The sequence below is a fragment of the Streptomyces brasiliensis genome (assembly GCF_014647875.1).
Taxonomy (GTDB): domain Bacteria; phylum Actinomycetota; class Actinomycetes; order Streptomycetales; family Streptomycetaceae; genus Streptomyces; species Streptomyces brasiliensis.
Genome location: NZ_BMQA01000006.1, coordinates 236,410 through 259,346 on the forward strand (window position 1 = coordinate 236,410; position 22,937 = coordinate 259,346).

General features: G+C 71.5%; 20 protein-coding genes and 3 pseudogenes. 12 read left to right on the forward strand and 11 right to left on the reverse strand.

The genetic code is table 11. The features are described 5' to 3' along the window. The 4 genes from IEZ19_RS12205 to IEZ19_RS12220 are packed head-to-tail and all read left to right on the forward strand — an operon-like array spanning nt 1 to nt 4,887. Nucleotides 1-960, forward strand: a complete 960-nt coding sequence (locus IEZ19_RS12205; RefSeq protein WP_189311156.1) for an ABC transporter permease — start codon at nt 1-3, stop codon at nt 958-960. Continuing rightward, on the forward strand, nt 960-2,939 hold the full coding sequence (locus IEZ19_RS12210; protein ID WP_189311157.1) for a dipeptide/oligopeptide/nickel ABC transporter permease/ATP-binding protein: 1,980 nt from the start codon (nt 960-962) through the stop codon (nt 2,937-2,939). The genes IEZ19_RS12205 and IEZ19_RS12210 overlap by 1 nt, the downstream gene beginning before the upstream one ends. Beyond that, a complete protein-coding gene (locus IEZ19_RS12215) occupies nt 2,936-3,952 on the forward strand; it encodes an ABC transporter ATP-binding protein (RefSeq protein ID WP_189311158.1) in 1,017 nt (338 codons plus the stop codon). Before IEZ19_RS12210 ends, IEZ19_RS12215 begins: the two co-directional genes overlap by 4 nt. Beyond that, nucleotides 3,952-4,887: a dihydrodipicolinate synthase family protein gene (locus IEZ19_RS12220; RefSeq protein WP_189311159.1), complete on the forward strand. Its 936-nt coding sequence runs from the start codon at nt 3,952-3,954 to the stop codon at nt 4,885-4,887. The genes IEZ19_RS12215 and IEZ19_RS12220 overlap by 1 nt, the downstream gene beginning before the upstream one ends. Nucleotides 4,888-5,052: 165 nt before the next feature. Here IEZ19_RS12220 and IEZ19_RS12225 read toward each other — a convergent pair whose 3' ends face one another. The 6 genes from IEZ19_RS12225 to leuA form a co-directional block, all read right to left on the reverse strand. After that, the gene (locus tag IEZ19_RS12225; RefSeq protein ID WP_189311160.1) at nt 5,053-6,240 is read right to left on the reverse strand and encodes a sialidase family protein; all 1,188 of its coding nucleotides are present in this window, start codon (nt 6,238-6,240) and stop codon (nt 5,053-5,055) included. Beyond that, entirely contained in the window at nt 6,237-6,911 is a 675-nt protein-coding gene (locus IEZ19_RS12230; protein ID WP_189311161.1) for a response regulator transcription factor, read from the reverse strand. The genes IEZ19_RS12225 and IEZ19_RS12230 overlap by 4 nt, the downstream gene beginning before the upstream one ends. After that, nucleotides 6,908-8,131, reverse strand: coding sequence for a sensor histidine kinase (locus tag IEZ19_RS12235; protein ID WP_189311162.1), 1,224 nt, complete (start codon nt 8,129-8,131; stop codon nt 6,908-6,910). Before IEZ19_RS12235 ends, IEZ19_RS12230 begins: the two co-directional genes overlap by 4 nt. A 47-nt stretch (nt 8,132-8,178) precedes the next feature. Continuing rightward, nucleotides 8,179-10,251 carry an MMPL family transporter gene (locus IEZ19_RS12240; protein ID WP_189311163.1) on the reverse strand — a complete coding sequence of 691 codons (2,073 nt, stop codon included), beginning with the start codon at nt 10,249-10,251 and terminating at the stop codon, nt 8,179-8,181. 142 nt (nt 10,252-10,393) lie between these two features. Beyond that, nucleotides 10,394-11,089, reverse strand: coding sequence for a TerB family tellurite resistance protein (locus IEZ19_RS12245; protein ID WP_189311164.1), 696 nt, complete (start codon nt 11,087-11,089; stop codon nt 10,394-10,396). Nucleotides 11,090-11,274: 185 nt separating this feature from the next. Then, on the reverse strand, nt 11,275-12,996 hold the full coding sequence (gene leuA / locus IEZ19_RS12250) for a 2-isopropylmalate synthase (protein WP_189311165.1): 1,722 nt from the start codon (nt 12,994-12,996) through the stop codon (nt 11,275-11,277). 362 nt (nt 12,997-13,358) lie between these two features. Between leuA and IEZ19_RS12255 the strand changes: the two genes are divergently transcribed. The 6 genes and pseudogenes from IEZ19_RS12255 (at nt 13,359) to IEZ19_RS12280 (ending at nt 18,475) form a co-directional block, all read left to right on the forward strand. Beyond that, complete coding sequence (locus IEZ19_RS12255) at nt 13,359-14,429, forward strand: M4 family metallopeptidase (protein ID WP_189311166.1); 1,071 nt, start codon at nt 13,359-13,361, stop codon at nt 14,427-14,429. Nucleotides 14,430-14,450: 21 nt separating this feature from the next. Beyond that, nucleotides 14,451-14,717: a protealysin inhibitor emfourin gene (locus IEZ19_RS12260; RefSeq protein ID WP_189311167.1), complete on the forward strand. Its 267-nt coding sequence runs from the start codon at nt 14,451-14,453 to the stop codon at nt 14,715-14,717. Nucleotides 14,718-14,763: 46 nt separating this feature from the next. Next, nucleotides 14,764-16,080, forward strand: a complete 1,317-nt coding sequence (locus tag IEZ19_RS12265; protein WP_189311168.1) for a GH1 family beta-glucosidase — start codon at nt 14,764-14,766, stop codon at nt 16,078-16,080. Continuing rightward, a pseudogene (locus tag IEZ19_RS12270) lies at nt 16,077-16,766 on the forward strand (MFS transporter); the annotation flags it as partial. The gene IEZ19_RS12265 and the pseudogene IEZ19_RS12270, both read left to right, overlap by 4 nt. Nucleotides 16,767-16,864: 98 nt before the next feature. Beyond that, complete coding sequence (locus IEZ19_RS12275) at nt 16,865-17,725, forward strand: helix-turn-helix transcriptional regulator (protein WP_189311169.1); 861 nt, start codon at nt 16,865-16,867, stop codon at nt 17,723-17,725. 441 nt (nt 17,726-18,166) lie between these two features. Further along, on the forward strand, nt 18,167-18,475 hold the full coding sequence (locus IEZ19_RS12280) for a hypothetical protein (RefSeq protein WP_189311170.1): 309 nt from the start codon (nt 18,167-18,169) through the stop codon (nt 18,473-18,475). 75 nt (nt 18,476-18,550) lie between these two features. Here IEZ19_RS12280 and era read toward each other — a convergent pair whose 3' ends face one another. Continuing rightward, nucleotides 18,551-19,504 (reverse strand): GTPase Era, encoded by a 954-nt coding sequence (gene era / locus IEZ19_RS12285; RefSeq protein ID WP_189311171.1) that lies wholly within the window; start codon nt 19,502-19,504, stop codon nt 18,551-18,553. A gap of 276 nt (nt 19,505-19,780) precedes the next feature. On the opposite strand from era, the gene IEZ19_RS12290 reads away from it, so the two are divergent. Next, nucleotides 19,781-20,119, forward strand: coding sequence for a P-II family nitrogen regulator (locus IEZ19_RS12290; RefSeq protein ID WP_189311172.1), 339 nt, complete (start codon nt 19,781-19,783; stop codon nt 20,117-20,119). Nucleotides 20,120-20,204: 85 nt separating this feature from the next. On the opposite strand, the gene IEZ19_RS12295 is transcribed toward IEZ19_RS12290, so the two are convergent. After that, the gene (locus IEZ19_RS12295; protein WP_189311173.1) at nt 20,205-20,558 is read right to left on the reverse strand and encodes a cytidine deaminase-like protein; all 354 of its coding nucleotides are present in this window, start codon (nt 20,556-20,558) and stop codon (nt 20,205-20,207) included. 28 nt (nt 20,559-20,586) lie between these two features. Further along, nucleotides 20,587-20,966 (reverse strand): annotated as a pseudogene (locus tag IEZ19_RS12300) (MmyB family transcriptional regulator); the annotation flags it as partial. Between IEZ19_RS12300 and IEZ19_RS50590 the strand changes: the two are divergent. Continuing rightward, a pseudogene (locus IEZ19_RS50590) lies at nt 20,965-21,297 on the forward strand (MFS transporter); the annotation flags it as partial. The pseudogenes IEZ19_RS12300 and IEZ19_RS50590 overlap by 2 nt on opposite strands. Here IEZ19_RS50590 and IEZ19_RS12305 read toward each other — a convergent pair. Both IEZ19_RS12305 and IEZ19_RS12310 read right to left on the reverse strand, forming a co-directional pair. Then, nucleotides 21,262-21,621, reverse strand: coding sequence for an MmcQ/YjbR family DNA-binding protein (locus IEZ19_RS12305; RefSeq protein ID WP_189311174.1), 360 nt, complete (start codon nt 21,619-21,621; stop codon nt 21,262-21,264). The pseudogene IEZ19_RS50590 and the gene IEZ19_RS12305 overlap by 36 nt on opposite strands. After that, the gene (locus tag IEZ19_RS12310) at nt 21,618-22,922 is read right to left on the reverse strand and encodes a hemolysin family protein (protein WP_189311175.1); all 1,305 of its coding nucleotides are present in this window, start codon (nt 22,920-22,922) and stop codon (nt 21,618-21,620) included. The genes IEZ19_RS12305 and IEZ19_RS12310 overlap by 4 nt, the downstream gene beginning before the upstream one ends. Nucleotides 22,923-22,937: the final 15 nt, after the last annotated feature.

A 22,937-nucleotide genomic window follows, 5' to 3' on the forward strand; every position in this document is an offset into this window, starting at 1 on the left:
ATGACCACCGTCGTCAGGATCCTGCTGCGCCGCCTCGCCCTGCTGGTGCCGCTGATGCTCGGCATCGTGCTGTTCGTCTTCCTGGTGATGCGGTTCTCGGACGTCGACCCGGCGTCCGCGTTCTTCCAGGGCGCCAATCCGACACCCCGGCAACTGCACGACTTCCGGGAGCGCAACGGGCTGCTCGACCCGCTCCCGGTGCGCTACGTCCACTTCGTCGGCGACCTGCTCCACGGCGACCTGGGCACCAGTGCCCTGACCCGGGCGCCGGTCGTCGACCAGGTCACCACCGCGCTGCCGCTCACCCTCCAGCTCACCTTCCTGGGCCTGGCCGTCGCGGTGGTGCTGGCGCTGATCGGCGGGGTCACCGCGGCGATCTACCGGGACCGGCTGCCCGACCAGATCATCCGGGTCGTGTCCCTGACCGGGGTCGCCGCGCCCGGCTTCTGGCTCGCGCTGCTGATGATCCAGTACCTGGCGGTGGACCGCGGCTGGTTCCCGACCGGCGGCTACATCAACCCGGCCGACTCGTTCACCGGCTGGCTCAGGGCGATGACCCTGCCGGCGCTCGCGCTGTCGCTGCCGGTGGCGGCGCAGCTCACCCGGATCGTGCGGACGTCCGTGGTGGAGGAGCTGGACAAGGACTACGTCCGCACGGCGATCGGGAGCGGGTTGCCGCCGCGGGTGGTCGTCGGGCGGAACGTGCTCAGGAACGCCCTCATGAATCCGCTCACCGTGCTCGGTCTGCGGGTCGGCTATCTGCTGGGCGGGGCCGTCGTCATCGAGACGATCTTCTCGCTGCCGGGCATGGGCAAGCTGATGATCGACGCCGTGCAGAACGGTGATCCGGCGGTCGTCCAGGGGGTCGTGCTGACGACAGCGGCCGGGTTCGTGGTGGTCAACCTCGTCATCGACATCCTCTATCTGCTGGTCAATCCAAGGCTGCGGGAGGCGACGTGATGGTCACGCGCAAGGAGCTCACCGCGCGGCTCTCCCGGCCCGGCGTCCGGCTGCTCGGCTGGCGCAGGCTGCCGCCGCTGTCGAAGGCGGCCGTCTGCTTCCTGGCCGTCGTCGTGCTGACGGCCCTGCTGGCGCCGGTCCTTTCCCCCGACGACCCGCTCGACCAGCAGCCCCCGGTGGACGGCACCGGGCATCCGTCCGCCGAGCACTGGATGGGGCAGGACAGCCTCGGCCGGGACATCCTCAGCCGGCTGATGTACGGGGCCCGCTGGTCCCTCGCCATCGGGCTCGGCGCGACCGCGCTCGCGCTGGTGGTGGGAGCGCTGATCGGTGCGGTGGCCGCGACCTCGCGCAAGGCCGTCGACGAGACGTTGATGCGCTGTCTCGACGTGGTGATGGCGTTTCCGGGCATCGCGCTGGCCGCCGTGCTGGTCGCGGTGTTCGGCGGCGGCATCACCGTACTGATCTGCGCCATCGCGTTCCTGTTCACGCCGCCGACGGCCCGGGTCGTCCGGGCGAACGTGCTGGATCAGTACGGCGAGGACTACGTCACGGCGGAACGGGTCATCGGCGCCCGCACCCCGCACATCGTGCTGCGGCACGTGGCGATCAACTGCGCGGCCCCGGTGCTGGTGTTCTGCACGGTGCAGGTCGCCGAGGCCATCGTCTTCGAGGCGTCGCTGTCCTTCATCGGCGCCGGTGTACGGCCGCCGGACCCGTCGTGGGGCAGTGTCATCGCGGACGGCAAGAACATGGTGCTGACCGGCGGCTGGTGGGCGACCGTCTTCCCCGGGCTGCTGATGCTGATCACCGTCCTGTCGCTGAACATCCTCTCCGAGGGCGTCTCGGACGCGTGGGCGGCTCCGGCGGCCCGTGAGGTGGCGGCGGCGCCCGAGGAGGACCGGCTGGAGGCGCCGGAGCCGAGCAGCGGTGAGGTGATCCAGCTGCCCGGCCTGGACCGGGCGGCCCAGCGGCTGCGCTCGCGGGCCCGGCCGCTGCCGGACGCGGACGGGCAGCCGGTGCTCGCGGTGGAGAACCTCGCCATCGGCTTCGAGGGCCGGCACCGGGGGGTGGACATCGTCGACGGGATCAGCTTCGAGGTGCGCCCCGGTGAGGTCCTGGGCCTGGTGGGCGAATCGGGCTGCGGCAAGTCGCTGACCGCGCTGACGATCATGGGGCTGCAGCCGAGGAACGCCCGCGTCCGGGGCCAGGTCCGCTTCAACCAGCGGGACCTGCTGGCGGAGCCGATGCGTGTGCGGCGGCGGCTGCTCGGCCACGAGATGGCGATGGTCTACCAGGACGCCCTGTCCTCTCTGAACCCGGCGATGACCATCCGCGCCCAGCTGGGGCAACTGGTGCGGCGCGGCGGCCGTCGCAGTCCGCAGGAACTGCTCACCCTGGTCGGCCTCGACCCCGAGCGCACCCTGCGCAGCTATCCGCACGAACTCTCCGGCGGCCAGCGCCAGCGGGTGCTGATCGCCATGGCCCTGTCCCGGGACCCGAAGCTGATCGTCGCCGACGAGCCGACGACCGCCCTGGACGTCACCGTGCAGGCGCAGGTCATGGAGCTGCTGCTGAGGCTGCGCGAGGAGCTGGGCTTCGCGCTGATCCTGGTCTCGCACGATCTGGCACTGGTCGCGGACGTCACCGACCGGGTGGTGGTGATGTACGGCGGGCAGATCGTGGAGACGGGCGTCACCGCCGATCTGGTGGCGGCGCCGGCCCACCACTACACGCGCGGTCTGCTCGGCAGCGTGCTGTCGCTGGAGTCGGCGGCCGAGCGCATGACGCAGATCCGGGGCGTCGTCCCCTCCCCGGCCGACTTCCCGGCGGGCTGCCGTTTCGCCGACCGCTGCACGGCGGCGAGCGAGGTGTGCCGGACGACGGCCCCCGCCCTGGCCGGTACCCGCACGCACACGGCGGCCTGCCACCATCCGGCGGTGGACCTGGTGACGACCGAGAGCGAGGCCGTGAAGTGAACGCCGTCGTCGAGGTCTCCGGCGCCCATGTCGTCCACAGGGCCCGCACCGGCGGGGTGTTCACCCGGGACCGGGTGTACGCCCTGACCGGCGCCGATCTCGCCGTGGCGCCCGGGGAGACGGTCGGGGTGGTCGGTGAGTCGGGATGCGGGAAGTCGACGCTGGCGAAGGTGCTGGTGGGCATCCAGCGGCCGGCGGCCGGGACGGTGACCTTCCACGGTCGCGACCTGTGGTCCCTGCCACCTGCCGAGCGCCGGGCGACCGTGGGCGCTAGCACCGGGATGATCTTCCAGGACCCGGCGACGGCCCTGAACCGCCGGCTGCCGGTGCGACGGATCCTGCGCGACCCACTGGACGTCCACCATCACGGTTCCAAGGCTCGACGGGACGAGCGGGTACGGGAGTTGATGGCCCTGGTCGGCCTGCCGAGGGCGCTTGCCGACGCCCTGCCCGGGCAGCTCTCCGGCGGTCAGCGACAGCGCGTCGCCATCGCCCGCGCGCTGGCGCTCGACCCCGATCTCGTGGTCGCCGACGAGCCGACGAGCGCCCTGGACGTGTCCGTGCGCGCCCAGATCCTCAACCTCCTGCTCAACCTGAAGGAGCGACTGGGCCTTGCCCTGGTGTTCGTCTCGCACGACATCCAGACCGTACGGCGGATGAGCGACCGCGTGATCACCATGTACCTGGGCCGGATCGTCGAGGAGACCCCGGCCGACCGGGTGACGGACCAGGCCCGCCATCCGTACACCCGCGCCCTGTTCTCCGCGACGCCCGGTCTGCTCGACCCGATCGACCCGATCCCGCTGACGGGGCCGGTGCCGTCGGCGACCCGGCCGCCCAGCGGCTGCCCGTTCCGCACCCGCTGCTGGAAGGCGGACGAAGTGTGCACAACCGTCATGCCGGACTTTTCGGTCGCGTCGCGCCCAGAACATCGCTACCGTTGTCACCATCCTGTGGAGGAGGACCAGTCGACCCGCGACCTGGTTCGCCAGAGTCTTCCCAGGGAGCCCTGATGACGTTTCCCACCCCGCTGACCGGTGTCGTCCCGCCCGTCTGCACGCCCCTGACCCCGGACCGCGAAGTGGACGTCCCCTCGCTGATCAGGCTGGTGGACCAGCTGGTGGAGGCGGGGGTGCACGGGCTGTTCGTGCTCGGCTCGACCTCCGAGGCCGCCTATCTGACGGACCGGCAGCGCAGGCTGGTCACCGAGACGGTGACCGGCCATGTCGCCGGTCAGCTGCCCGTCCTGGCGGGCGCGATCGACATGACGACCGCCCGGGTCCTCGACCATGTCGCCGACGCCACGGCGGCCGGCGCGGACGCGGTCGTCGTCACCGCCCCCTTCTACACCCGCACCCACCCGTCCGAGATCGCCCGCCACTTCCGGCTGATCGCGGCCCGCAGCACCGTCCCGGTCGTCGCGTACGACATCCCGGTCGCCGTCCACACCAAGCTCCCCGCCGAGCTGGTCCTGGAGCTGGCCTCCGACGGCGCGCTCGCCGGGCTGAAGGACTCCAGCGGCGACCTGGCCGCTTTCCGCGAGGTCGTCACCGGCGCCCAGCACCGCCCGGACACCACCGGTTTCGCCGTGCTCACAGGCTCCGAGCTGCTCGTCGACGCGGCGCTGGCGCTGGGCGCCGACGGTGCCGTGCCCGGTCTCGCCAACGTCGACCCGCACGGTTACGTCCGCCTCTACCGGCTGTGCCGCGCGGGCGACTGGGCCGGCGCGCGGGCCGAACAGGAGCGGCTGTGCACGCTGTTCGGCATGGTGCGGGTCGGGGACCCGGCGCGGATGGGCGGCAGCTCGTCGGCCCTCGGGGCGTTCAAGGCGGCACTGCAGCTGCGCGGCATGATCGACTGCCCGGCGACCGCCGAGCCGCAGGTCCCGCTGTCGGCGGAGGAGACCGAGCGGGTGGGCAAGTTCCTGGCGGCCGCCGGGCTGCTCTAGTGCTGTGGCCGGGAAGGCTTGCCGGGAAGCTCGCGGCGTCCGGTGCGGTGCCTCGCAAGGCGGAGCGTCACCCGCGTACTGGATGTACTCGGGTGACGCGACAACGCCGCGAGGTGCCGTGCCGGGCGTCGCGAGCCGGTGAACCTTTCCGGTCACAGCACTGGCTCAGGTCGTCGGCAGCCTGCGGAACTCGATGGTGTCGTACGTCCCGGTCGTCCCCGTCTCGTAGAGGATCCCCACGGTGCCGTGGTCGACCTGCGCCAGGTCGGAGTAGGCGGCCTTCTGCTGGGAGAGGGTCAGCGCCTTGGTGAACGTGCGCCCGCCGTCCGTGCTGCGCCACACGGCCATGGCCTGGCGGGCGGTGGGCACGGAGGGCCCGGAGAACAGCAACGGGGCGCTCGTGCCACGGAGTTGGAGGACGGAACCCTGGACCACGGGTACGTCGTCCAGGGTGGGCTGGACGGCGTAGGGGCGGTCGAGGGTCTGCGCGCCGTCTCCCGAGTAGCTGTCGAGGCGGTTGCCGGGGGTGGTGCCGTTCTGGTCTCGGGAACTGAAGTAGAGGCGACCGTCGGGGAGTTGGGCGGCGGAGGACTCGTTGGCGTTCTCGCGCCCGTCGTAGGAGGAGTCGACGAAGCCGAGCCGCCAGGTGCGGCCGCCGTTGTCGCTGTAGAGGGCGTGGGCGCCGTAGTACTTGGCCTCCTGACCGGTGTCGGTGGAGCCCTTGGGCGGGGCGGCCGAATGGTTGGCGGGGACGACCAGGCGGCCCCGGTGCGGGCCCCGGGTGAGCGCGACGGCGTGCCCGGGGCCGGTCGCGTACCAGCGCCAGTTCTTCGGCTTCACGGCGCTCGTGATGTCGTACGGCCGCGAGAAGTGCTGTCCGTCGTCCCAGCTGCGCTGCACGAACACGCGGCGGCTCTGGGCCGGGGTGACCTCGCCGCGCATGATCTGCGCCTCGGTCACGGCACCGCTGTTGTAGGAGGTGACGAGCACGACGGCGCCGGTGCGCGGATCCACCACGGGAGCGGGGTTGCCGCGGGTGTCGCCGTTGCCCGCGGCCACGACGCCGAGCGGGCCCCAGGTGCAGCCGCCGTCGGTGGAGCGTCTGAGGACGACGTCGATGTTCCCGGTGTCGCCCGCGCTGTCGTGCCGGCCCTCGGCGAAGGCGAGCACGGTGCCGCGGCGCGTGGTGACGGTGGCGGGGATGCGGTACGTGTCGTAGCCGCCCTGCCCCGCGACGTAGGGCACGGAGGAGGTGCAGCCGGGGCTCGCGACGGCGGTCTGCGCGATGCCGAGTGGAGTGAGAGGGGTGAGAAGCACGGTGGCGGTGAGGATGCTGCGGCTCAGAAAGGTCACCCGGACATGTTTCCCGGAGTCACCATCCCCGACTCGTACGCCACGATGACCAGTTGCGCCCGGTCCCGCGCCCCCAGCTTGCCCATGATCCGGCTGACGTGGGTCTTCGCGGTGAGCGGGCTCAGGCCCAGCACCTCGCCGATCTCTGTGTTGTTGAGGCCCCGTCCGACCAGGGTGAGCACCTCGCGCTCCCGGTCGGAGAGACAGTCGGGGCCGCCCGTCGCCGGGGTGGCGGCGGGGCTGCGCAGGAAGCGGGCGATGAGACGGGCCGTGGGTCCCGGGGAGAGCAGGGAGTCGCCCGCGGCCACCGTCCGGATGGCGTCGAGGAGTTCGGCCGGACGGGTGTCCTTCACCAGGAACCCGGAGGCGCCGGCGCGCAACGCCTCGACGATGTGCTCGTCGGTGTCGTAGGTGGTCAGGACGAGGACCCTGACCCCGGCGAGGTCCTCGTCGGCGGCGATGAGGCGGGTGGCCTCGATGCCGTCGAGGTCGGGCATGCGGATGTCCATCACGACGAGGTCGGCGCGCTCGCTGCGGGCCAGTGCGACCGCCTCGCGGCCGGTGCCGGCCTGTCCGACGACCTGCATGTCCTTGGCCGACTCGACGAGCATCGCGAAGGCGGCCCGCACCAGGGTCTGGTCGTCCGCGAGCAGCACACGGACGGGGCTCATCGGGCCGCCTCCAGGGGCAGTACGGCGCTCACCTCGAAGCCCTGGTGGGGCAGTCCGCCGGCGTCCAGCGTGCCGCCGACGCTGCGCGCCCTCTCCCGCATGCCGGCCAGCCCGAAGCCGGGGGTTCCGGCGGTCGGGCCCGCCCCGTCGTCGGTGACCCGGATGCGGAGGGCGCCGTCGTGTTCGGTCACGCTCACCCGGACGGAGAGGTCGTCCCGGCCGCCGTGCCGCACCGCGTTGGTGAGCGCCTCCTGCACGATCCGGTAGACGGCGGCGCCGACGGCCGGCGGCACCCCGTCGGCGCTGACGGACAGGTCCACCTCGGCGCCGGCGGCCCGGGCGGTCTCCGCCAGATCGGGCAGACCGTGCAGGCCCGGGAGGGGGTCACGGCTGTCGGGGCAGCCGGGGTCGCGCAGGACCTCCAGGGTCGTGCGGAGTTCGCCGCGGGCCGTACGGCAGGTCTCGGCGATGTCGTCGAGGGCCCGGGCCACGGCCGTGCGGTCCAGGCGGTCCGGGTCGGCGGCGAGCACATGGGCGGCCACGGAGGTCTGGACGCCGATGACGGTGATGCTGTGGGCGAGCAGGTCGTGCAGGTCCCGGGCGATGCGCAGCCGCTCCTCGGCGACGCGGCGGCGGGCCTCCTCCTCGCGGGTGCGTTCGGCGCGCTCGGCGCGTTCGACGATGGAGGAGACGTACTGGCGGTAGTAGCGGACGTCGACGCCGAAGAAGAGCACGGCGATGACCCAGCCGGACACCCGCAGCATTTCGATGGCCTGGTGGGTGTTGACGGTGAGCATGATGTTCGTGGACAAGGTCAGCACGATGATGCCGGTCAGCACCGTGCGCAGCGGGCGGCCGGTGACGGCGACCGTGTAGAGCGCGATGTACGAGGCCGGGGTGGGCGCGATGTGGTTGTAGTCGAGCGCGTGGTACGGCACCACGCAGACCGCCAGTGCCGCCAGGGCAAGGACGGGACGGGTGCGTCGCCACACGAGCGGCACATGGGCCGCGAACAGCAGGATCCAGCCGACCGCGCCGGGGACACGCCCCCCGTCGCCGAGGAGCGCGATGGCCGTGGCGAGGGCGGCGACACCGGCCGCGAGCACGGCGTCGTTGCGGGTGCGGTGCGGCGCCGTGAGCGGGTCCCGGTTGATGGCCGCCATGATCCGCTCGCCGCGGTGGGGCCGCAGGGCTGTCGTGGTTGGGTGCACGGGGTTCATCTTCCGACAGGCGGGCGCCCCTCCGGGAGGGAGGGGCGCCCGGCGGTTCACACGGGCTCGGGCTGCCGTTCGGGGCGTACCGGGTCAGGCCTCCGGGACAACCGCCCCGGCCACCAGACCCTGCGGCCGAGCGCCACGCTCGCGCTGGTGACCAGGTAGGTGCGGACGAGGAAGGTGTCGAGGAGCACACCGACCGCGATGACGAAGCCCAGTTCGACGAGTTGGACGAGGCCCATGTTCGTCAGCACCGCGAAGGTGGCGGCCAGGACGAGCCCGGCGGAGGCGATGACGCCGCCCGTGGTGCGCAGGGCGGTCAGCGCGGCGGCGGCCGGTTCGGCGCCGTTCAGCGACTCCTCGCGCATGCGGTGCATGAGGAAGATGCCGTAGTCGACGCCGAGGGCGACCAGGAACACGAAGGACAGCAGGCCGAGTCCGGGATCGGTGCCCTCGAAGCCGAGGACCGGGCCGAACACCAGTCCGCCGATGCCGAGCGCGGCACCCCACACCGCGACGACCGCCGCCACCAGCATCAGCGGCGCCACCAGGGAGCGCAGCAGGGCGATCAGGATCAGCAGGACGGAGGCGAGCACGATCGGCACGACGATGAGCCGGTCACGTGCGTTGGTGTCCTCGAGGTCGATCTGCTGGGCGCTGGGCCCACCGACGTAGGAGCCCTTCAGGGTGTCCCGGAGGTCCTTGATGGTCGCCGTCTCGGCCGCGGACTGGGGCGGGGCCGAGGCGATGACGGAGATTTCGGTCCAGCCCTCCCCGGTACGCCCCTGCTGGGCGCTCGCGACGCCGTGGGTGCCGCGGATCGCGGTGAGCGTGGCGCCTGCCCGGTCGGCCGGTGTGATGACGTCGATGGGCTGCGCGGACCGCTCGGGGTAGGCCTTGGCGAGGGTCTCCAGGGCGGCGACGGACTCGGGCTTGTCGACGAAGGAGTCCTGCTGCTTGACCGTGCCGGGCAGGTTCAGGGCGCCCAGCGCGAGCGCGCCCAGCAGGACGGCGCCGGAGGCGAGGACGGTCAGCGGGCGGCGCCCGGCGGAGCTGCCCATCGCCGCGAACAGGGACCGGCGGGCCTTGGGCGTGCTGCCGAACGCGGGCACGAGCGGCCAGAACACGCGGCGGCCGGACAGGACGAGCAGCGCGGGCAGCAGCGTCAGCATGGCGACGAGCGCGCACAGTACGCCGACCGTGCCGAGCGGACCCATGCCGCGGCTGGAGTTGAGGTCGGCGGCGAGCAGGCACAGCAGGCCGGCGGCGACCGTGCCCGAGGACGCGAGCACGGCGGGCCCGCAGCCGCGCAGGGCCGCGCGCATCGCGTCGTACGGCCGCTCGTGGCGCCGTAGCTCCTCGCGGTAACGGGAGACGATCAGCAGGGCGTAGTCGGTGCCGGCGCCGAAGACCAGGACGGTCATGATGCCGGTGCTCTGTCCGGAGACGGTCGTGCCGAAGGCCTGGTGGAGGCCGTAGGCGACGCCCGTGGACAGGTAGTCGGCCATGCCGACGACGACCAGCGGGACCAGCCACAGCAGCGGGCTGCGGTAGATGAGGATGAGCAGGATCGCGACGACGGCGACGGTCGTGTAGAGCAGGGGCCCGCCGAGGGACTGGTAGACGTCGGAGGCGTCGGTGGACAGGGCGCCGGGACCGCCGACCTGGACGGTCAGCCCGTCCTGGTCGTGCGCGACGCCACGGACGTCGTCGACGAGGGCGTCGCGCTTCTTCTCGTCGGTGCCCGGCTCGTTGCTGGCGACCGGGTACATGACGGTGGTGCCGTCGCGGGACGGCACGGCCCGCGGGGTGCCGGTCAGCTCGTGCCGCCCGGCGACGGTCTCGACCTGCCGGGCCGCGGTCTGCCGGTCGGCGGCGGTGAGCCCGCCGTCGCGGTGGTAGACGAGGACCAGCTCGGTCGTCTGGCCGCCGGGCAGCTGGTCCTGGATCTTGGCGACCTGGGTGGAGTCGGCACTCGCGGGCAGGTAGTCGGTGACCCGGTCGTGCTGGACGTCGCCGAGCTTCGAGGCGAACGGCGAGACGACGGCCAGGACGCCGATCCACAGTGCGAGCAGCAGCCAGGGGATGGCGCGTCGTCGTGTACGTGTCGTTTCTGCGGCCCCCATGGAAACGGGCCCTCCCTCCGGCGGGGTTGTCTGGATGCGTGTCCAGACTTCCGGTGCGGCGGGCCGGAATCGTCGCGCGGGAGGGCGAGTTCGGGGGTACTGCGCCGGGCGCTCGCCGGGCCGGACTACTCCCCGGGGAGTATCAGGACGGGGTACGCGCGGCGGCCAGCAGCCGGGCCACGTCGTCGGAGCAGATGGTGAGCGCGGCGCCGACGGTGGTGAGGACGTCGCGTTCGGCGGGGGTGTAGGGGGCATCGGCGAGGGCGATGCGGGCGGCCTGGAGAAGGATCGACTCGCGGCCGGCCGGAGCGAGGTGCGGCGCGAGGGGGTCGAGGGCCTCGTGCAGCTCTATCGCCAGCCCCGCGCCGGACGGCTGGTCGAGCACCCGGCCGGTGTCCGCGGCCAGCGCCTCCACGAGGGCGGCGAGCTGCTCCTCGCTGCAGTCGGCGAACCCGGCCGCGCGGACGGTGCTCACGGCCGCCTCCAGGGCCGTACGGGCGCAGCTGCCGCCCGCGGCCAGGACGGCCAGGGCGACGGTGTGCACGGCGTCGCGGAGCATCGCGGAGAAGCGGGAGGTGGTCGGGTGGTCGAGGACGTCGGTGCCGAAGTGGTGGCGGCATGCCGCACACTCGACCACGGGTCCGGTGGTGCCGCGTGGCAGGACAGGCACACCGAGGACGGTGAAGCGCCGGCGGCCGGTCAGCCGCTGGTAGTTGCGGTCGCCTCCGCAGCCCGGGCAGAAGAACTCGCCGTCTCCCCCGGGCGTCCATGCGGTGCGGATGCCCAGGAAGCGCGCAGCCCTGGTGGCACGGCCGTCTCGTCCCCGTACTGGCAGCACGTCGCACCTCCGTAGCCCCGCGGCAACATCGCCGCGCTGGCGTGATGTTAGCCACATTACGGAGGCGGAGTCAGTACCCCGGACGAGACCTTTCCGTGACCTCTACGGCCCGGTGGCCGATAACCGACGGGGCCCAGACCGCCGCATGCGGCGGTCTGGGCCCCGAAATGCCCGGTCAGAAGGGGTCAGCGGGCCGCGCGGTTCACCGCGGAGACGACCGCCTTCAGCGACGCACGCGTCGTGTTCGCGTCGATGCCGATGCCCCACAGAACCTTGTCGCCGATCGCACATTCGATGTAGGAGGCGGCCTGCGCGGAGGCGCCCTCGCTCATCGTGTGTTCCTGGTAGTCCAGCAGGCGTACGTCGACGCCGATGGACTGCAGGGCGTCGAAGAAGGCCGAGATCGGACCGTTGCCGGAGCCGGTGAGGACGGTGTCCTCACCGTCGACGGTGGCCTCGACGGTCAGCGTGTCCACGCCGTCGGTGTCCGTGGTCGACTGACCCTTGCGGACCTGGATACGGCCCCACGGGTTCTCGGGGTTGGGCAGGTATTCGTCCTGGAAGACCGTCCAGATCTCGCCCGGCGTGATCTCGCCGCCCTCGGCGTCCGTCTTCGCCTGGATGAGCTTCGAGAACTCGATCTGCATCCGGCGCGGCAGGTCCAGCTTGTGGTCGTTCTTCAGGACGTAGGAGATACCGCCCTTGCCGGACTGCGAGTTGACGCGGATGACGGCCTCGTAGGAGCGGCCGACGTCCTTCGGGTCGATCGGCAGGTACGGCACGGCCCACTCCAGGTCGTCGACCGTGACGCCCTTGGCCTCCGCGTCGACCTCCATCGCGTCGAAGCCCTTCTTGATGGCGTCCTGGTGGGAGCCGGAGAAGGACGTGTAGACCAGGTCGCCCACGTACGGGTGGCGCGGGTGGACCTCCATCTGGTTGCAGTACTCCCACGTACGACGGATCTCGTCGATGTCGGAGAAGTCGATCTGCGGGTCGACGCCCTGCGAGAACAGGTTCATGCCCAGGGTGACCAGGTCGACGTTGCCGGTGCGCTCACCCTGTCCGAACAGACAGCCCTCGATGCGGTCGGCGCCGGCCATCAGCGCCAGCTCGGCCGCCGCCACGGCCGTACCGCGGTCGTTGTGCGGGTGGACCGACAGGCAGACGTACTCGCGGCGGGACAGGTTGCGGTGCATCCACTCGAAGCGGTCCGCGTGCGTGGACGGGGTGGAGCGCTCGACGGTGGCGGGCAGGTTGAGGATGATCTCGCGGCCGGGGCCCGGCTGGTAGACGTCCATGACCGCCTCACAGACCTCCAGCGCGAAGTCCAGCTCGGTGTCGGTGAAGATCTCCGGCGAGTACTGGTAGCCGAACTCCGTCTCCGGGCCCAGCAGCTTCTCGGCGTACTCCATGACCAGCCGGGTGCCGTCGACGGCGATCTGCTTGATGTCGTCCTTGGAGCCGCGGAAGACGACCCGGCGGAAGACCGGGGCGGTGGCGTTGTACAGGTGGACGGTGGCCCGGCGGGCGCCCTTCAGGGACTCCACGGTCCGCTCGATCAGGTCCTCGCGGGCCTGGGTCAGGACGGAGATCGTCACGTCCTCGGGGATCGCGCCCTCTTCCTCGATGATCGAGCGCACGAAGTCGAAGTCGGTCTGGCCGGAGGCGGGGAAGCCGACCTCGATCTCCTTGTAGCCCATGTTGACCAGCTGGTCGAACATCCGGCGCTTGCGCTCGGGCGACATGGGGTCGATCAGGGCCTGGTTGCCGTCGCGCAGGTCCGTGGAGAGCCAGCGGGGGGCGACGGTGATCCGCTTGTCGGGCCAGGTGCGGTCCGGGATGTCGACCTGGTCGTATCGGCCGTACTTGTGGATCGGCATGGAACTGGGCTGCTGGCGGTTCGCCATGATCGCGTGGGCTCCTCGAGAAGGGCGGGTGTCCGGTGGTCCGGTGTTTCCCGTGTCCGGAAGGACGGCCGACGACGCAACGCCAAGCTCCGCGGGGAGGGAGTCGGCCTCGACTACAGGCCCTCGCCGCGGCAGCTAAGGAGAAGCAGCCCGAAATGCATGATGCTCCGCAGCCTAGCCGAGCCGCGCCGGATGCGCGGGCCCGTATCAGTATGCGGGACCCGAAAGATAAAAAGAATAATCCGGGCAAAAAGGTGCGCCATACCACTCTCCGCCACCGGCGCAGGGCGAATATCCCCGTATTTCACCAATCATGGTTGCGGGTAGTGACAGAAAAGTAACTCAGTGCAATGGTGCGAGGCATGACGACCAACGGGGGCTTCCAGCCCGTCTTCTGCACCATCGTGCCGCCACACGTCCTCGACAAGCTCGCCCAGCACGAGGACTCCGCCCTGGCCGACCCCGCCCGCCGGACCCTGGAGCGCGACGCCTACGAGCGCACCCACCGCCGCCTGACCACGGTCCTCGGCGCATCCGCCGCCGCCCCGCCCGCGGGCGCCGCCGCCGATCAGCCGCACCGCACGGTCTACGACGCCGGGCACACCCAGGACCTGCCCGGCGAGAAGGTCCGCGCGGAGGGCTCCGAGCCCGGCCAGGACGCCACCGTGAACCGCGCATACGCCGGTCTGGGCGCCACCTTCGACCTCTATCTGAAGGCCTACGGCCGCGACTCCATCGACGGCGGGGGCCTGCCGCTCGACGCGACCGTCCACTTCGGCGAGAACTACGACAACGCCTTCTGGAACGGCGAGCAGATGGTGTTCGGCGACGGGGACAACGAGATCTTCCTCGACTTCACCATCCCGGTCGACGTCATCGGCCACGAGCTGACCCACGGTGTCACCCAGTACACGGCGAACCTCACCTACTTCGGCCAGCCCGGCGCGCTCAACGAGTCGCTCTCGGACGTCTTCGGCTCGCTGATCAAGCAGTACTCGCTGGGCCAGACAGCCGCCGAGGCCGACTGGCTGATCGGCGCCGGCCTGCTCGCGCCGGGCGTCAGCGGCAGCGCGCTGCGCTCGATGAAGGCACCGGGCACGGCGTACGACGACGACGTCCTCGGCAAGGACCCGCAGCCCGCGACGATGGACGACTACGTGAAGACCGGCCGCGACAACGGCGGCGTGCACCTCAATTCCGGCATCCCCAACCACGCCTTCTACCTGGCCGCGACCGCCCTCGGCGGCAACGCCTGGGAGCGGGCCGGGCAGATCTGGTACGACGTGCTGACCGGCGGCGAGCTGCCGACGCAGGCGAGTTTCGCGGACTTCGCGAAGCTGACGGCCGCGGCGGCGAAGGCCCGCTTCCAGGAGGGCGAGGAACTGCAGGCCGTCCTGAAGGCGTGGGAGCAGGTCGGGGTGCGGACGGCCTAGTTCCGTACTACACAGGGACCCATGCGGATTCAGGTGAAGCGCACGGGCGGGTTCGCGGGCATCGAGCGGTACGCCGAGGTGGACACCTCGGGCCGGCCCGACGCCCATGAGTGGCATGCCCTGGCCGAGCAGGCGGTGGCCGCCGGCCGGGGCACGCCCCCCGTCGGCGTGCCGGACGGCTTCAGCTACCAGATCACTGTGGACGGGAAGACGGTGTACGCGGCGGACCCGCGGCTGACCGGGGAACAGCGCAAGCTCATCACGCGCGTCCTCAAAGAGGGGGCGTAACTTCCGGTTCATGCCTGGGCGTTGACTTCCATTACCGTCGGTAAAGATGATCCCACCCATGGTGACGAACGCGATACCTCGGTTCCCGGCCGGTTTCCTGTGGGGCGTGTCGACCTCGGCGCACCAGATCGAGGGCGCGGCGGACGAGCGCGAGCCGTCCGTGTGGGACGCGTTCACGGCCGAGCCGGGACGGGTGAAGGACGGCTCGACGGCGGCGGTGGCCTGCGACCACTACCACCGCTACCCGGAGGACGTAACGCTCCTGGCCGGGCTGGGCGTGGACGCGTACCGCTTCTCCGTCTCCTGGCCGCGGGTGAACTCCCCGAAGGGCCTGGACTTCTACGACCGTCTGGTGGACGAGCTGTGCACGGCGGGCGTCCGCCCTGTGCCGACCCTCTTCCACTGGGACCTGCCGCTCGGCCTCGACTGGCTGGAGCGGGACACGGCGTCGAGGTTCGCCGAGTACGTGGCGCTGGTCGCGACCCGGCTCGGTGACCGCGTCACCAAGTGGATCACCCTCAACGAGCCTGCCGAACACACCCTGCTGGGTCACGCGCTGGGTGCGCACGCGCCGGGCCGACGGCTGCTGTTCGACGCCCTGCCGGTGGCCCACCACCAGCTCCTCGCCCACGGCCTGGCGGTACGGGCCCTGCGCGCGGCCGGCGCGGCCGACATCGGCATCGCCAACTCGCACGGGCCGACGTGGGCGGCCTCGCCGGACCCTGCGGACATGGAGGCGGCCGCCTTCTACGACCTCCTGCTCAACCGCCTCTTCGCCGAACCGATCATTCTCGGTGAATACCCCGAAGGCATCGGTGAGTCGATGCCCGGGGATGTCGAGTCGGACCTCGAGGTCATCGCCGAGCCGATCGACTGGTACGGCGTCAACTATTACGCCCCGACCCGGGTGGGCGCCCCGCAGGGCACGGAGATCGAGTTCGGCGGTCTGCCGATCCCGGCCGAACTCCCCTTCTCCGTCCGGGAGATCGAGGACCGCCCGGTGACCGACTTCGGCTGGCCGGTCGTCCCGGAGGCCCTGACGGAGCTGCTCACCGGCTTCCGCGACCGCTACGGCGACCGGCTCCCGCCGGTCGTCATCACCGAGAACGGCTGCTCGTACGAGGGCCTCGACGACCAGGACCGGATCGCCTATCTGGACGGCCACATAAGGGCATTGCACCGGGCTGTCGAGGCAGGGGTGGACGTGCGCGGCTACTTCGTCTGGTCGCTGCTCGACAACTTCGAGTGGGCGGAGGGGTATGCGCGCCGGTTCGGTCTGGTCCACGTGGACTACTCGTCGCTGGAACGGACGCCGAAGGCGTCGTACCGCTGGTTCCGGGACGTGCTGCGGGCGCAGGGATGACCACGGCCGAATCGCTCCCCGGTGCTCTGGCCGAGCCCGTCGAGCCGGTGGGCCGGGGCTGGACGGCCGCGCTCTCGCTCGCCAACGGGGCCATCTGGGTGGGCTGGTTCGGCCCGCTGCAGATCCTGCTCGCCTCCCAGGCCGAGGATTTCGCGCCCGGCTCCGGCATGTCCAAGGAGACGACGCTGGCCTGGGTGACCGGCGTGGGCGCGGTGGTGTCGCTGGTCGCCAACCCGCTGTTCGGCGCGCTGTCGGACCGCACGACCGCGCTCCTGGGCCGCCGTACTCCGTGGATCGTGGCCTGTGCGGCGGGCGGCGCGCTCTCGCTGCTGCTGCTGCTCGCGGACGCCGGCGGGGTGTGGACGATGACGCTGGGCTGGTGCCTGGTTCAGCTCACCCTGAACGCGGCGTTCGCGGCGGTGACGGCCGCGGTGCCGGACCGGGTTCCGCGGCTCCAACGGGGCGCGGTGGGCGGCTGGTTGGGGGCGGCGCAGATCCTGGGCGTGGTCGTCGGGACGGGACTGGCGACGGCGACGGGCGGGATCGGGGCCGGGTACGCGGCGTGCGCGGTGTTCACGGCGGTGGGCGTGCTGCCGTACGTGCTCCGGTACCCGGATCTGCGATTGCCGGTGGCGGACCGGCCGTCCGGTCACCAGGGTCAGCATGGTGGTGCTCCTTTAGTCCCGGCCGGCTTCGGCCGACGGCGCGGGCACCGGGAGAGACCTTCCGATCAGGGGACCGGCACTCCCTGGATAAGCCGGGCGGGCTCGGTCACGCTGGAGAGGTGAACCGGACCGAACTCGCCGACTTCCTGCGCCGCGGCCGCGGCCGCGCCCGCCTCGACCCGGCCGACGTGGGCCTGACCCCGGGCGCCCGCCGCCGCACCCCCGGGCTGCGCCGCGAGGAGGTGGCGACGCTGGCCGGGATGTCGGTGGACTACTACACGCGTCTGGAGCAGTCGCGGGGCCCGCGCCCGTCACGCCAGATGCTGACGGCGCTGGCTCGTGCCCTGCGCCTGACGGACGACGAGCGGGACCACCTGTTCCACCTGGCGGACGAGGAACCACCTCGCCACGAGACGACGTCGAGCCACGTCCGCCCGGGGCTGTTGCTCGTCCTGGACCGTCTGCACGACGCACCGGCGCAGGTGATCACGGACCTGGGTGACGTCCTCGCCCAGAACGCGATGGCAAGGGCGCTGACGGGCGACGCGTCCGCCCGCCCGGCCCGCTACCGCAACATGGTCCGCCGCTACTTCCTCGACCCGTCGGCACGCGCACAGTTCCCACCGGAGGACCGCGAGGAACACGCACGCCAGCAGGTGGCCAACCTGCGCGCGGTGTCGGCGTCCCGCCCGGCCGACCCCGAACCGGCCGCACTGGTTGCCGAACTGCGCGAGCACAGCGAGGAGTTCGCCGCCCTGTGGGCGGACCACGAGGTGGCGATACGCCGAGCCTCGACCAAACGCTTCCTCCACCCGGTCGTGGGCCTGCTGGAACTGGACTGCGAGGTCCTCCTCAGCGCGGAAGCCCACCAACGCCTGATCATCCACACGGCCCGCCCCGGCACGGCCTCCCACGAACGCCTCGAACTGCTGCGAGTGGTGGGCCTGCAGGACATGTCCACACCGACGGCCCGCTCCTGACCCGACGAAACCGCAGCCGGGTGGGCAGCCACGCAGTGTCCGGTCCCGAGGACGACGCGATCATTCAGCACATGACGGGGCGATTCTGGAAAATGCGAGGCGGACGGTAGTGGCAGAACAGATCTATTCCGTTCCGGAGAGCGTGCTCGCGCGTGAGGTCTTCGGCCCGCTCGGGGGCGTGGTGGAGGTCGGCGCGGTGAACTCGACGCACACCTGGAGTCTCGCCGACGTTTCGGTGGGCGACTTCCTGGCCCGGCGGCAGGAGGACGTGGAACGCCTGCTCTGCGACGTCCGGTCCGTCTGCCGCTTCTGTGACTCGGCCATGGCGATCGTCGACGAGCTGGGACGGTTCACCACGAGGTGCCTGCGGCGTTCCTGCTCCTGTGGTCCGCGGGCGTCACGGGGGTCCCGCAGCCGCTCGAGGGGCTGGAGGAACCATCGATGGTGCGACGCATGTGCCGCATGGCCGCGGATCTGCACCTCGTCAACGTCCTGCAGGCCTTGATCACCGCGGCCATCACGGTCGGTACGGAGACCCGCTCGGGCGCTGCCGGAATCGCCCGGATCCTCGGCATCGCCTCCGACCTGGCCGACCCGGGGGGCGCAAGCGCTCCCGCACTGGTCTTCCGCATGTGGCGGGTTGCCCACCTCCCCGGCATCCTCCGCCCCGATTCGGACGCGCCCGAGGTCGGGAAGGCGGAGTTCCGGGCGTACGACCAGGCGCTGGAGGAGCTGCTCGAGACCGTCTGACGTTATGGCGATGCCGGACCGACGGGTTCCCGGCACCGCGACCCGGACACGACGTCGGTTGTACGGTTCCGAGGCTCAGAACCCCAGTCGCCGCAGCTGCTTGGGATCCCGCTGCCAGTCCTTCGCCACCTTCACGTGGAGGTCCAGGAAGACCGGTGTTCCCAGCAGCGCCTCGATCTGCTTGCGGGACTTGATGCCGACGTCCTTCAGGCGCTTGCCCTTGGGGCCGATGATGATGCCCTTCTGGCTGGGGCGTTCGATGTAGAGGTTGGCGTGGATGTCCAGGAGGGGGCGGTCGGCCGGGCGGTCCTCGCGGGGGAGCATCTCCTCCACGACCACCGCGATCGAGTGCGGCAGCTCGTCGCGGACGCCCTCCAGCGCCGCCTCGCGGATCAGCTCGGCCACCATGACCTGCTCGGGCTCGTCCGTGAGGTCGCCCTCGGGGTAGAGCGCCGGGCCCTCCGGGAGGAGGGGGATCAGGAGGTCCGCCAGGAGGTCCACCTGCTTGGACCCCACCGCCGACACCGGGACGATCTCCGCCCACTCGAAGCCCAGCTCCTTGCCCAGCTGGTCGATCGCGATCAGCTGCTCGGCCAGGGCCTTGGAGTCGACCAGGTCCGTCTTGGTGACGATCGCCACCTTCGGGGTCTTGCGGATCCCCGCCAGTTCCTTCGCGATGAAGCGGTCGCCCGGACCGATCTTCTGGTCCGCCGGGAGGCAGAAGCCGATCACGTCGACCTCGGCCCACGTCGTACGGACCACGTCGTTCAGGCGCTCGCCCAGCAGCGTGCGCGGCTTGTGCAGGCCAGGCGTGTCGACCAGGATCAGCTGGGCGTCGGGGCGGTGCACGATGCCCCGTACCGTGTGCCGCGTCGTCTGCGGCCGGTTGGACGTGATCGCCACCTTCTGCCCGACCAGAGCGTTCGTGAGGGTGGACTTGCCCGCGTTGGGACGGCCCACGAAGCAGGCGAAGCCGGCACGGTGGACGGCCTCGGCCGGCTGCTCGGATGACTGGGTACGAACGCTCATGGCGTTCATTGTCCCTGATCCACGAGGCCCGGCCGCACCACCGCGCACACGGTGAGATTCCGGAAACCCGCCCACGACGAAACGTCACGGAAGCACACCCCTGCGCGATCGGAGCTCCGAAGCGGTGACTCCCTGGCACCGGCCCACACCGGTGGAGACCGAATGGGCGCCGCCTCCTCCGGTTCGCCCGGCCTGGACCTTACGGTGCACGCCGGGACGGCCTACGATCGTCGTCCCCTCCGTGATCAACTCCGTCCAGAAGGTCGAGCCGCAGGCATGAAGCTCATCACCGCGATCGTCAAGCCCCACCGCCTCGACGCGGTCAAGGCCGCGCTCCAGGAGCTGGGCGTGCACGGTCTGACCGTGACCGAGGCCAGCGGGTACGGCCGTCAGCGCGGCCATACCGAGGTGTACCGGGGTGCCGAGTACCGGGTGGACCTGGTGCCCAAGGTGCGGATCGAGGTCGTCGTCGAGGACGCGGACTCCGACGCCGTGATCGACGCGATCGTCAAGGCCGCGCAGACGGGGAAGATCGGCGACGGCAAGGTGTGGGCGCTGCCCGTCGAGACGGTCGTACGGGTCCGGACGGGCGAACGCGGCCCCGACGCGCTCTGAGCCGCGGACCGGCGGGCCGGCGGGCCTGAACGCTCGGTCGGACACGAGCGGCCCCGGCAGCCGCGGGGCTGCTCCCCAGGTCCGGTCAGCCCGCCGTGACCGTGGCCCGTACCGCTCCGTCGAGCCCCGCCACCAGTACCGGCGTCGCAGGACCGCCCAGGTCGCGTACGGCCGCCAGGTCGGCCTCGGACGCCGTCTCCGCCTCCGTCACCACCGCCGCCGCCTCCAGCGACTTCGCCCCGGACGCCACCGCCATCGCCACCGCCGTCTGCAGGGCGCTGAGCTTGAGGGAGTCGAGGGTCACGGTCCCGGCGACGTACGTACGGCCCGTCTCGTCCCGTACGGCCGCGCCCTCGGGCACGCCGTTGCGGGCCCGTGCGGAGCGGGCCAGGGTGACGATCTTGCGGTCCTCCGGGGCGAGCCCGTTGCTGTCGGTCATGCCCCGAGCATACGGAGCACCGCCCCGCTCACCCCGCCACGGGGTACATCGCCCCGCGCCGCCCCTCCGGCGTGGCCAGCCACTCCAGTTTCGCCGCGGTGTTCGCCTCGTCCAGCGGGGTGTGCGGCACGATCGTCAGGCCGGGGCGGGCCGGCACCTTCATCGCCGTCGACTCCACACACGGCAGACCGGCCCGCGGATGGTCCAGTTCCGTGCGGATCTGCCCGGCGTCCTCGATGTCGCGCTCGGCCCACAGCGTCGCGAACTCGGAGCTCACCTCGGTCAGTTGGGCAAGCAGTGCCTGGAAGCCCTCGTCGTCGGGACGGGCCGAACTGGCGGCCCGGAACTGCGCGACGACGGTACGGCGTTGCACTCCCAGCTCTTGGACCGGGAGCGGTACAGCGAGTCGGGGTCGGTGTGGCTCGCCACGGCGGCCGTGTCGCTGGCGAGCATGTGCCACCTGGGCGCGATCATCTCCTACGGCCTGACGGCCACGTCGGGCGTCCCGGACGAGGAACAGGGCCTGGCCACGGGCCTGGTGACCCCGGCGCAGCAGACCGGCATCACCGTCGGCATCCCGCTGCTCGGCGTGCCGGCCACGACCTCGGACGATCTGCTGTCGGGCGTCCACACGGTGCCGGCGCTGGACGCGGTGATCGTGCCCGCGGCGGCGGTGCTGGTGGCGCTGGGCCTGGGAAACCGTTCAGGGGCGGTCGAGGCGGAGCCGGTCGGCGCGCGGCAGCCCGGCGACGACGAGGTCGTACGAGTCCTCGACGAGCTCCCGGATCAGGCGGTCCGGGAGCTCGCCGTCCACGGTGACCGTGTTCCAGTGGCGCTTGTTCATGTGCCGGCCCGGGACGATCAGCCCTTCGTGCTCGGCGCGCAGCCGGATCGCGTCCTCCGGGTCGCACTTGAGGTTCACCGTCAGCGGGCGCGCGTCCAGGCTCGTCAGCGCGAACATCTTGCCCTGGACCTTGAAGACCGACGTCTCCGGATCGAACGGAAAGTCCTCCACGACCGCGTTGAAGGAAAGGCAGAGGGAGCGCAGCCGGTGCGGGGTCACTCGGGCGCCTCCTCCGGGGGTTCGGCCGGGCCGATCGGTTCCACCAGGACGGTCACGATCTTGTTCCGGCGGCCCGCCGCGGCCTCCGCCGTGAGGCGCAGTTCGCGGCCGTCCGGCAGGTCGACGACCGCGGAGGCCCCGGCGATCGGCACCCGGCCCAGCGCCTTGGCGAGCAGTCCGCCGACGGTCTCCACGTCCTCGTCGTCGTACTCCTCGAGGCCGTACAGCTCGCCGAGGTCGGTGATGTCGAGGCGGGCGGTGACCCGGTACCGGTCGTCGCCCAGCTCCTCCACGGGCGGCAGTTCGCGGTCGTACTCGTCGGTGATCTCGCCGACGATCTCCTCGAGGATGTCCTCGATGGTGACGATGCCGGCCGTGCCGCCGTACTCGTCGATGACGACGGCGACGTGGTTGCGCTCCTTCTGCATCTCGCGCAGCAGGTCGCCCGCGTTCTTGGTGTCGGGCACGAAGAACGCGGGACGCATGGCCGTGGACACCAGGTCGTTCTCGGCGTCGCGGCTGATGTGCGTCTTGCGGACCAGGTCCTTCAGATACACCATCCCGACGATGTCGTCCTCGCTCTCGCCCGTCACCGGGATGCGGGAGAAGCCGGAGCGCAGGGCGAGCGTGAGGGCCTGGCGGATGGTCTTGTAGCGCTCGATGACGATCAGGTCGGTGCGCGGGACCATGACCTCCCGCACGAGGGTGTCGCCGAGTTCGAAGACCGAGTGCACCATGCGGCGCTCCTCGTCCTCGATCAGCGACTCCTGCTCGGCGAGGTCGACCAGGGCGCGCAGCTCGGCCTCGGACGCGAACGGACCACGGCGGAAGCCCTTGCCGGGGGTGAGCGCGTTGCCGATGAGGATCAGCAGCGACGGGATCGGCCCCATGACCCGGGCGAGCGGCAGCAGCACGTACGCCGCGGCCGTCGCCGTGTTCAGCGGGTGCTGGCGGCCGATGGTGCGCGGGGAGACGCCGACGGCGACGTACGACACGAGGACCATGACGGCGATGGCGACCAGGAGCGCCTCGGCCGTGCTGTCGGAAAACTCCTGGAGACAGGCGTAGGTGACCAGCGCGGCGGCGGCCATCTCGCAGGTCACGCGGACCAGCAGCGCCACGTTGAGATAGCGCGTGGGGTCGGCGGCGACCTGCGCGAGCTTCGCGCTGCCGCGCCGCCCGGACTTGACGGCCTCCTCGGCGCGGAAGCTGGAGACGCGCGCGATGCCGGCCTCGGCGCAGGCGGCGAGCCAGGCCACGACGACGAGTGCGATTGCACCGACGACGATCTGCGGATTCATACGGGACCGGTCCGG

Coding starts and splice junctions, on each gene's coding strand:
- IEZ19_RS12265 (WP_189311168.1), top strand. CDS start 14,764: ATGATCCCACCCATGGTGACGAACGCGATACCTCGGTTCCCGGCCGGT.
- IEZ19_RS12230 (WP_189311161.1), bottom strand. CDS start 6,911: ATGAGCCCCGTCCGTGTGCTGCTCGCGGACGACCAGACCCTGGTGCGG.
- leuA (WP_189311165.1), bottom strand. CDS start 12,996: ATGGCGAACCGCCAGCAGCCCAGTTCCATGCCGATCCACAAGTACGGC.
- IEZ19_RS12205 (WP_189311156.1), top strand. CDS start 1: ATGACCACCGTCGTCAGGATCCTGCTGCGCCGCCTCGCCCTGCTGGTG.
- IEZ19_RS12210 (WP_189311157.1), top strand. CDS start 960: ATGGTCACGCGCAAGGAGCTCACCGCGCGGCTCTCCCGGCCCGGCGTC.
- IEZ19_RS12290 (WP_189311172.1), top strand. CDS start 19,781: ATGAAGCTCATCACCGCGATCGTCAAGCCCCACCGCCTCGACGCGGTC.
- IEZ19_RS12260 (WP_189311167.1), top strand. CDS start 14,451: ATGCGGATTCAGGTGAAGCGCACGGGCGGGTTCGCGGGCATCGAGCGG.
- IEZ19_RS12295 (WP_189311173.1), bottom strand. CDS start 20,558: ATGACCGACAGCAACGGGCTCGCCCCGGAGGACCGCAAGATCGTCACC.
- IEZ19_RS12240 (WP_189311163.1), bottom strand. CDS start 10,251: ATGGGGGCCGCAGAAACGACACGTACACGACGACGCGCCATCCCCTGG.
- era (WP_189311171.1), bottom strand. CDS start 19,504: ATGAGCGTTCGTACCCAGTCATCCGAGCAGCCGGCCGAGGCCGTCCAC.
- IEZ19_RS12235 (WP_189311162.1), bottom strand. CDS start 8,131: ATGAACCCCGTGCACCCAACCACGACAGCCCTGCGGCCCCACCGCGGC.
- IEZ19_RS12280 (WP_189311170.1), top strand. CDS start 18,167: ATGGTGCGACGCATGTGCCGCATGGCCGCGGATCTGCACCTCGTCAAC.
- IEZ19_RS12255 (WP_189311166.1), top strand. CDS start 13,359: ATGACGACCAACGGGGGCTTCCAGCCCGTCTTCTGCACCATCGTGCCG.
- IEZ19_RS12220 (WP_189311159.1), top strand. CDS start 3,952: ATGACGTTTCCCACCCCGCTGACCGGTGTCGTCCCGCCCGTCTGCACG.
- IEZ19_RS12310 (WP_189311175.1), bottom strand. CDS start 22,922: ATGAATCCGCAGATCGTCGTCGGTGCAATCGCACTCGTCGTCGTGGCC.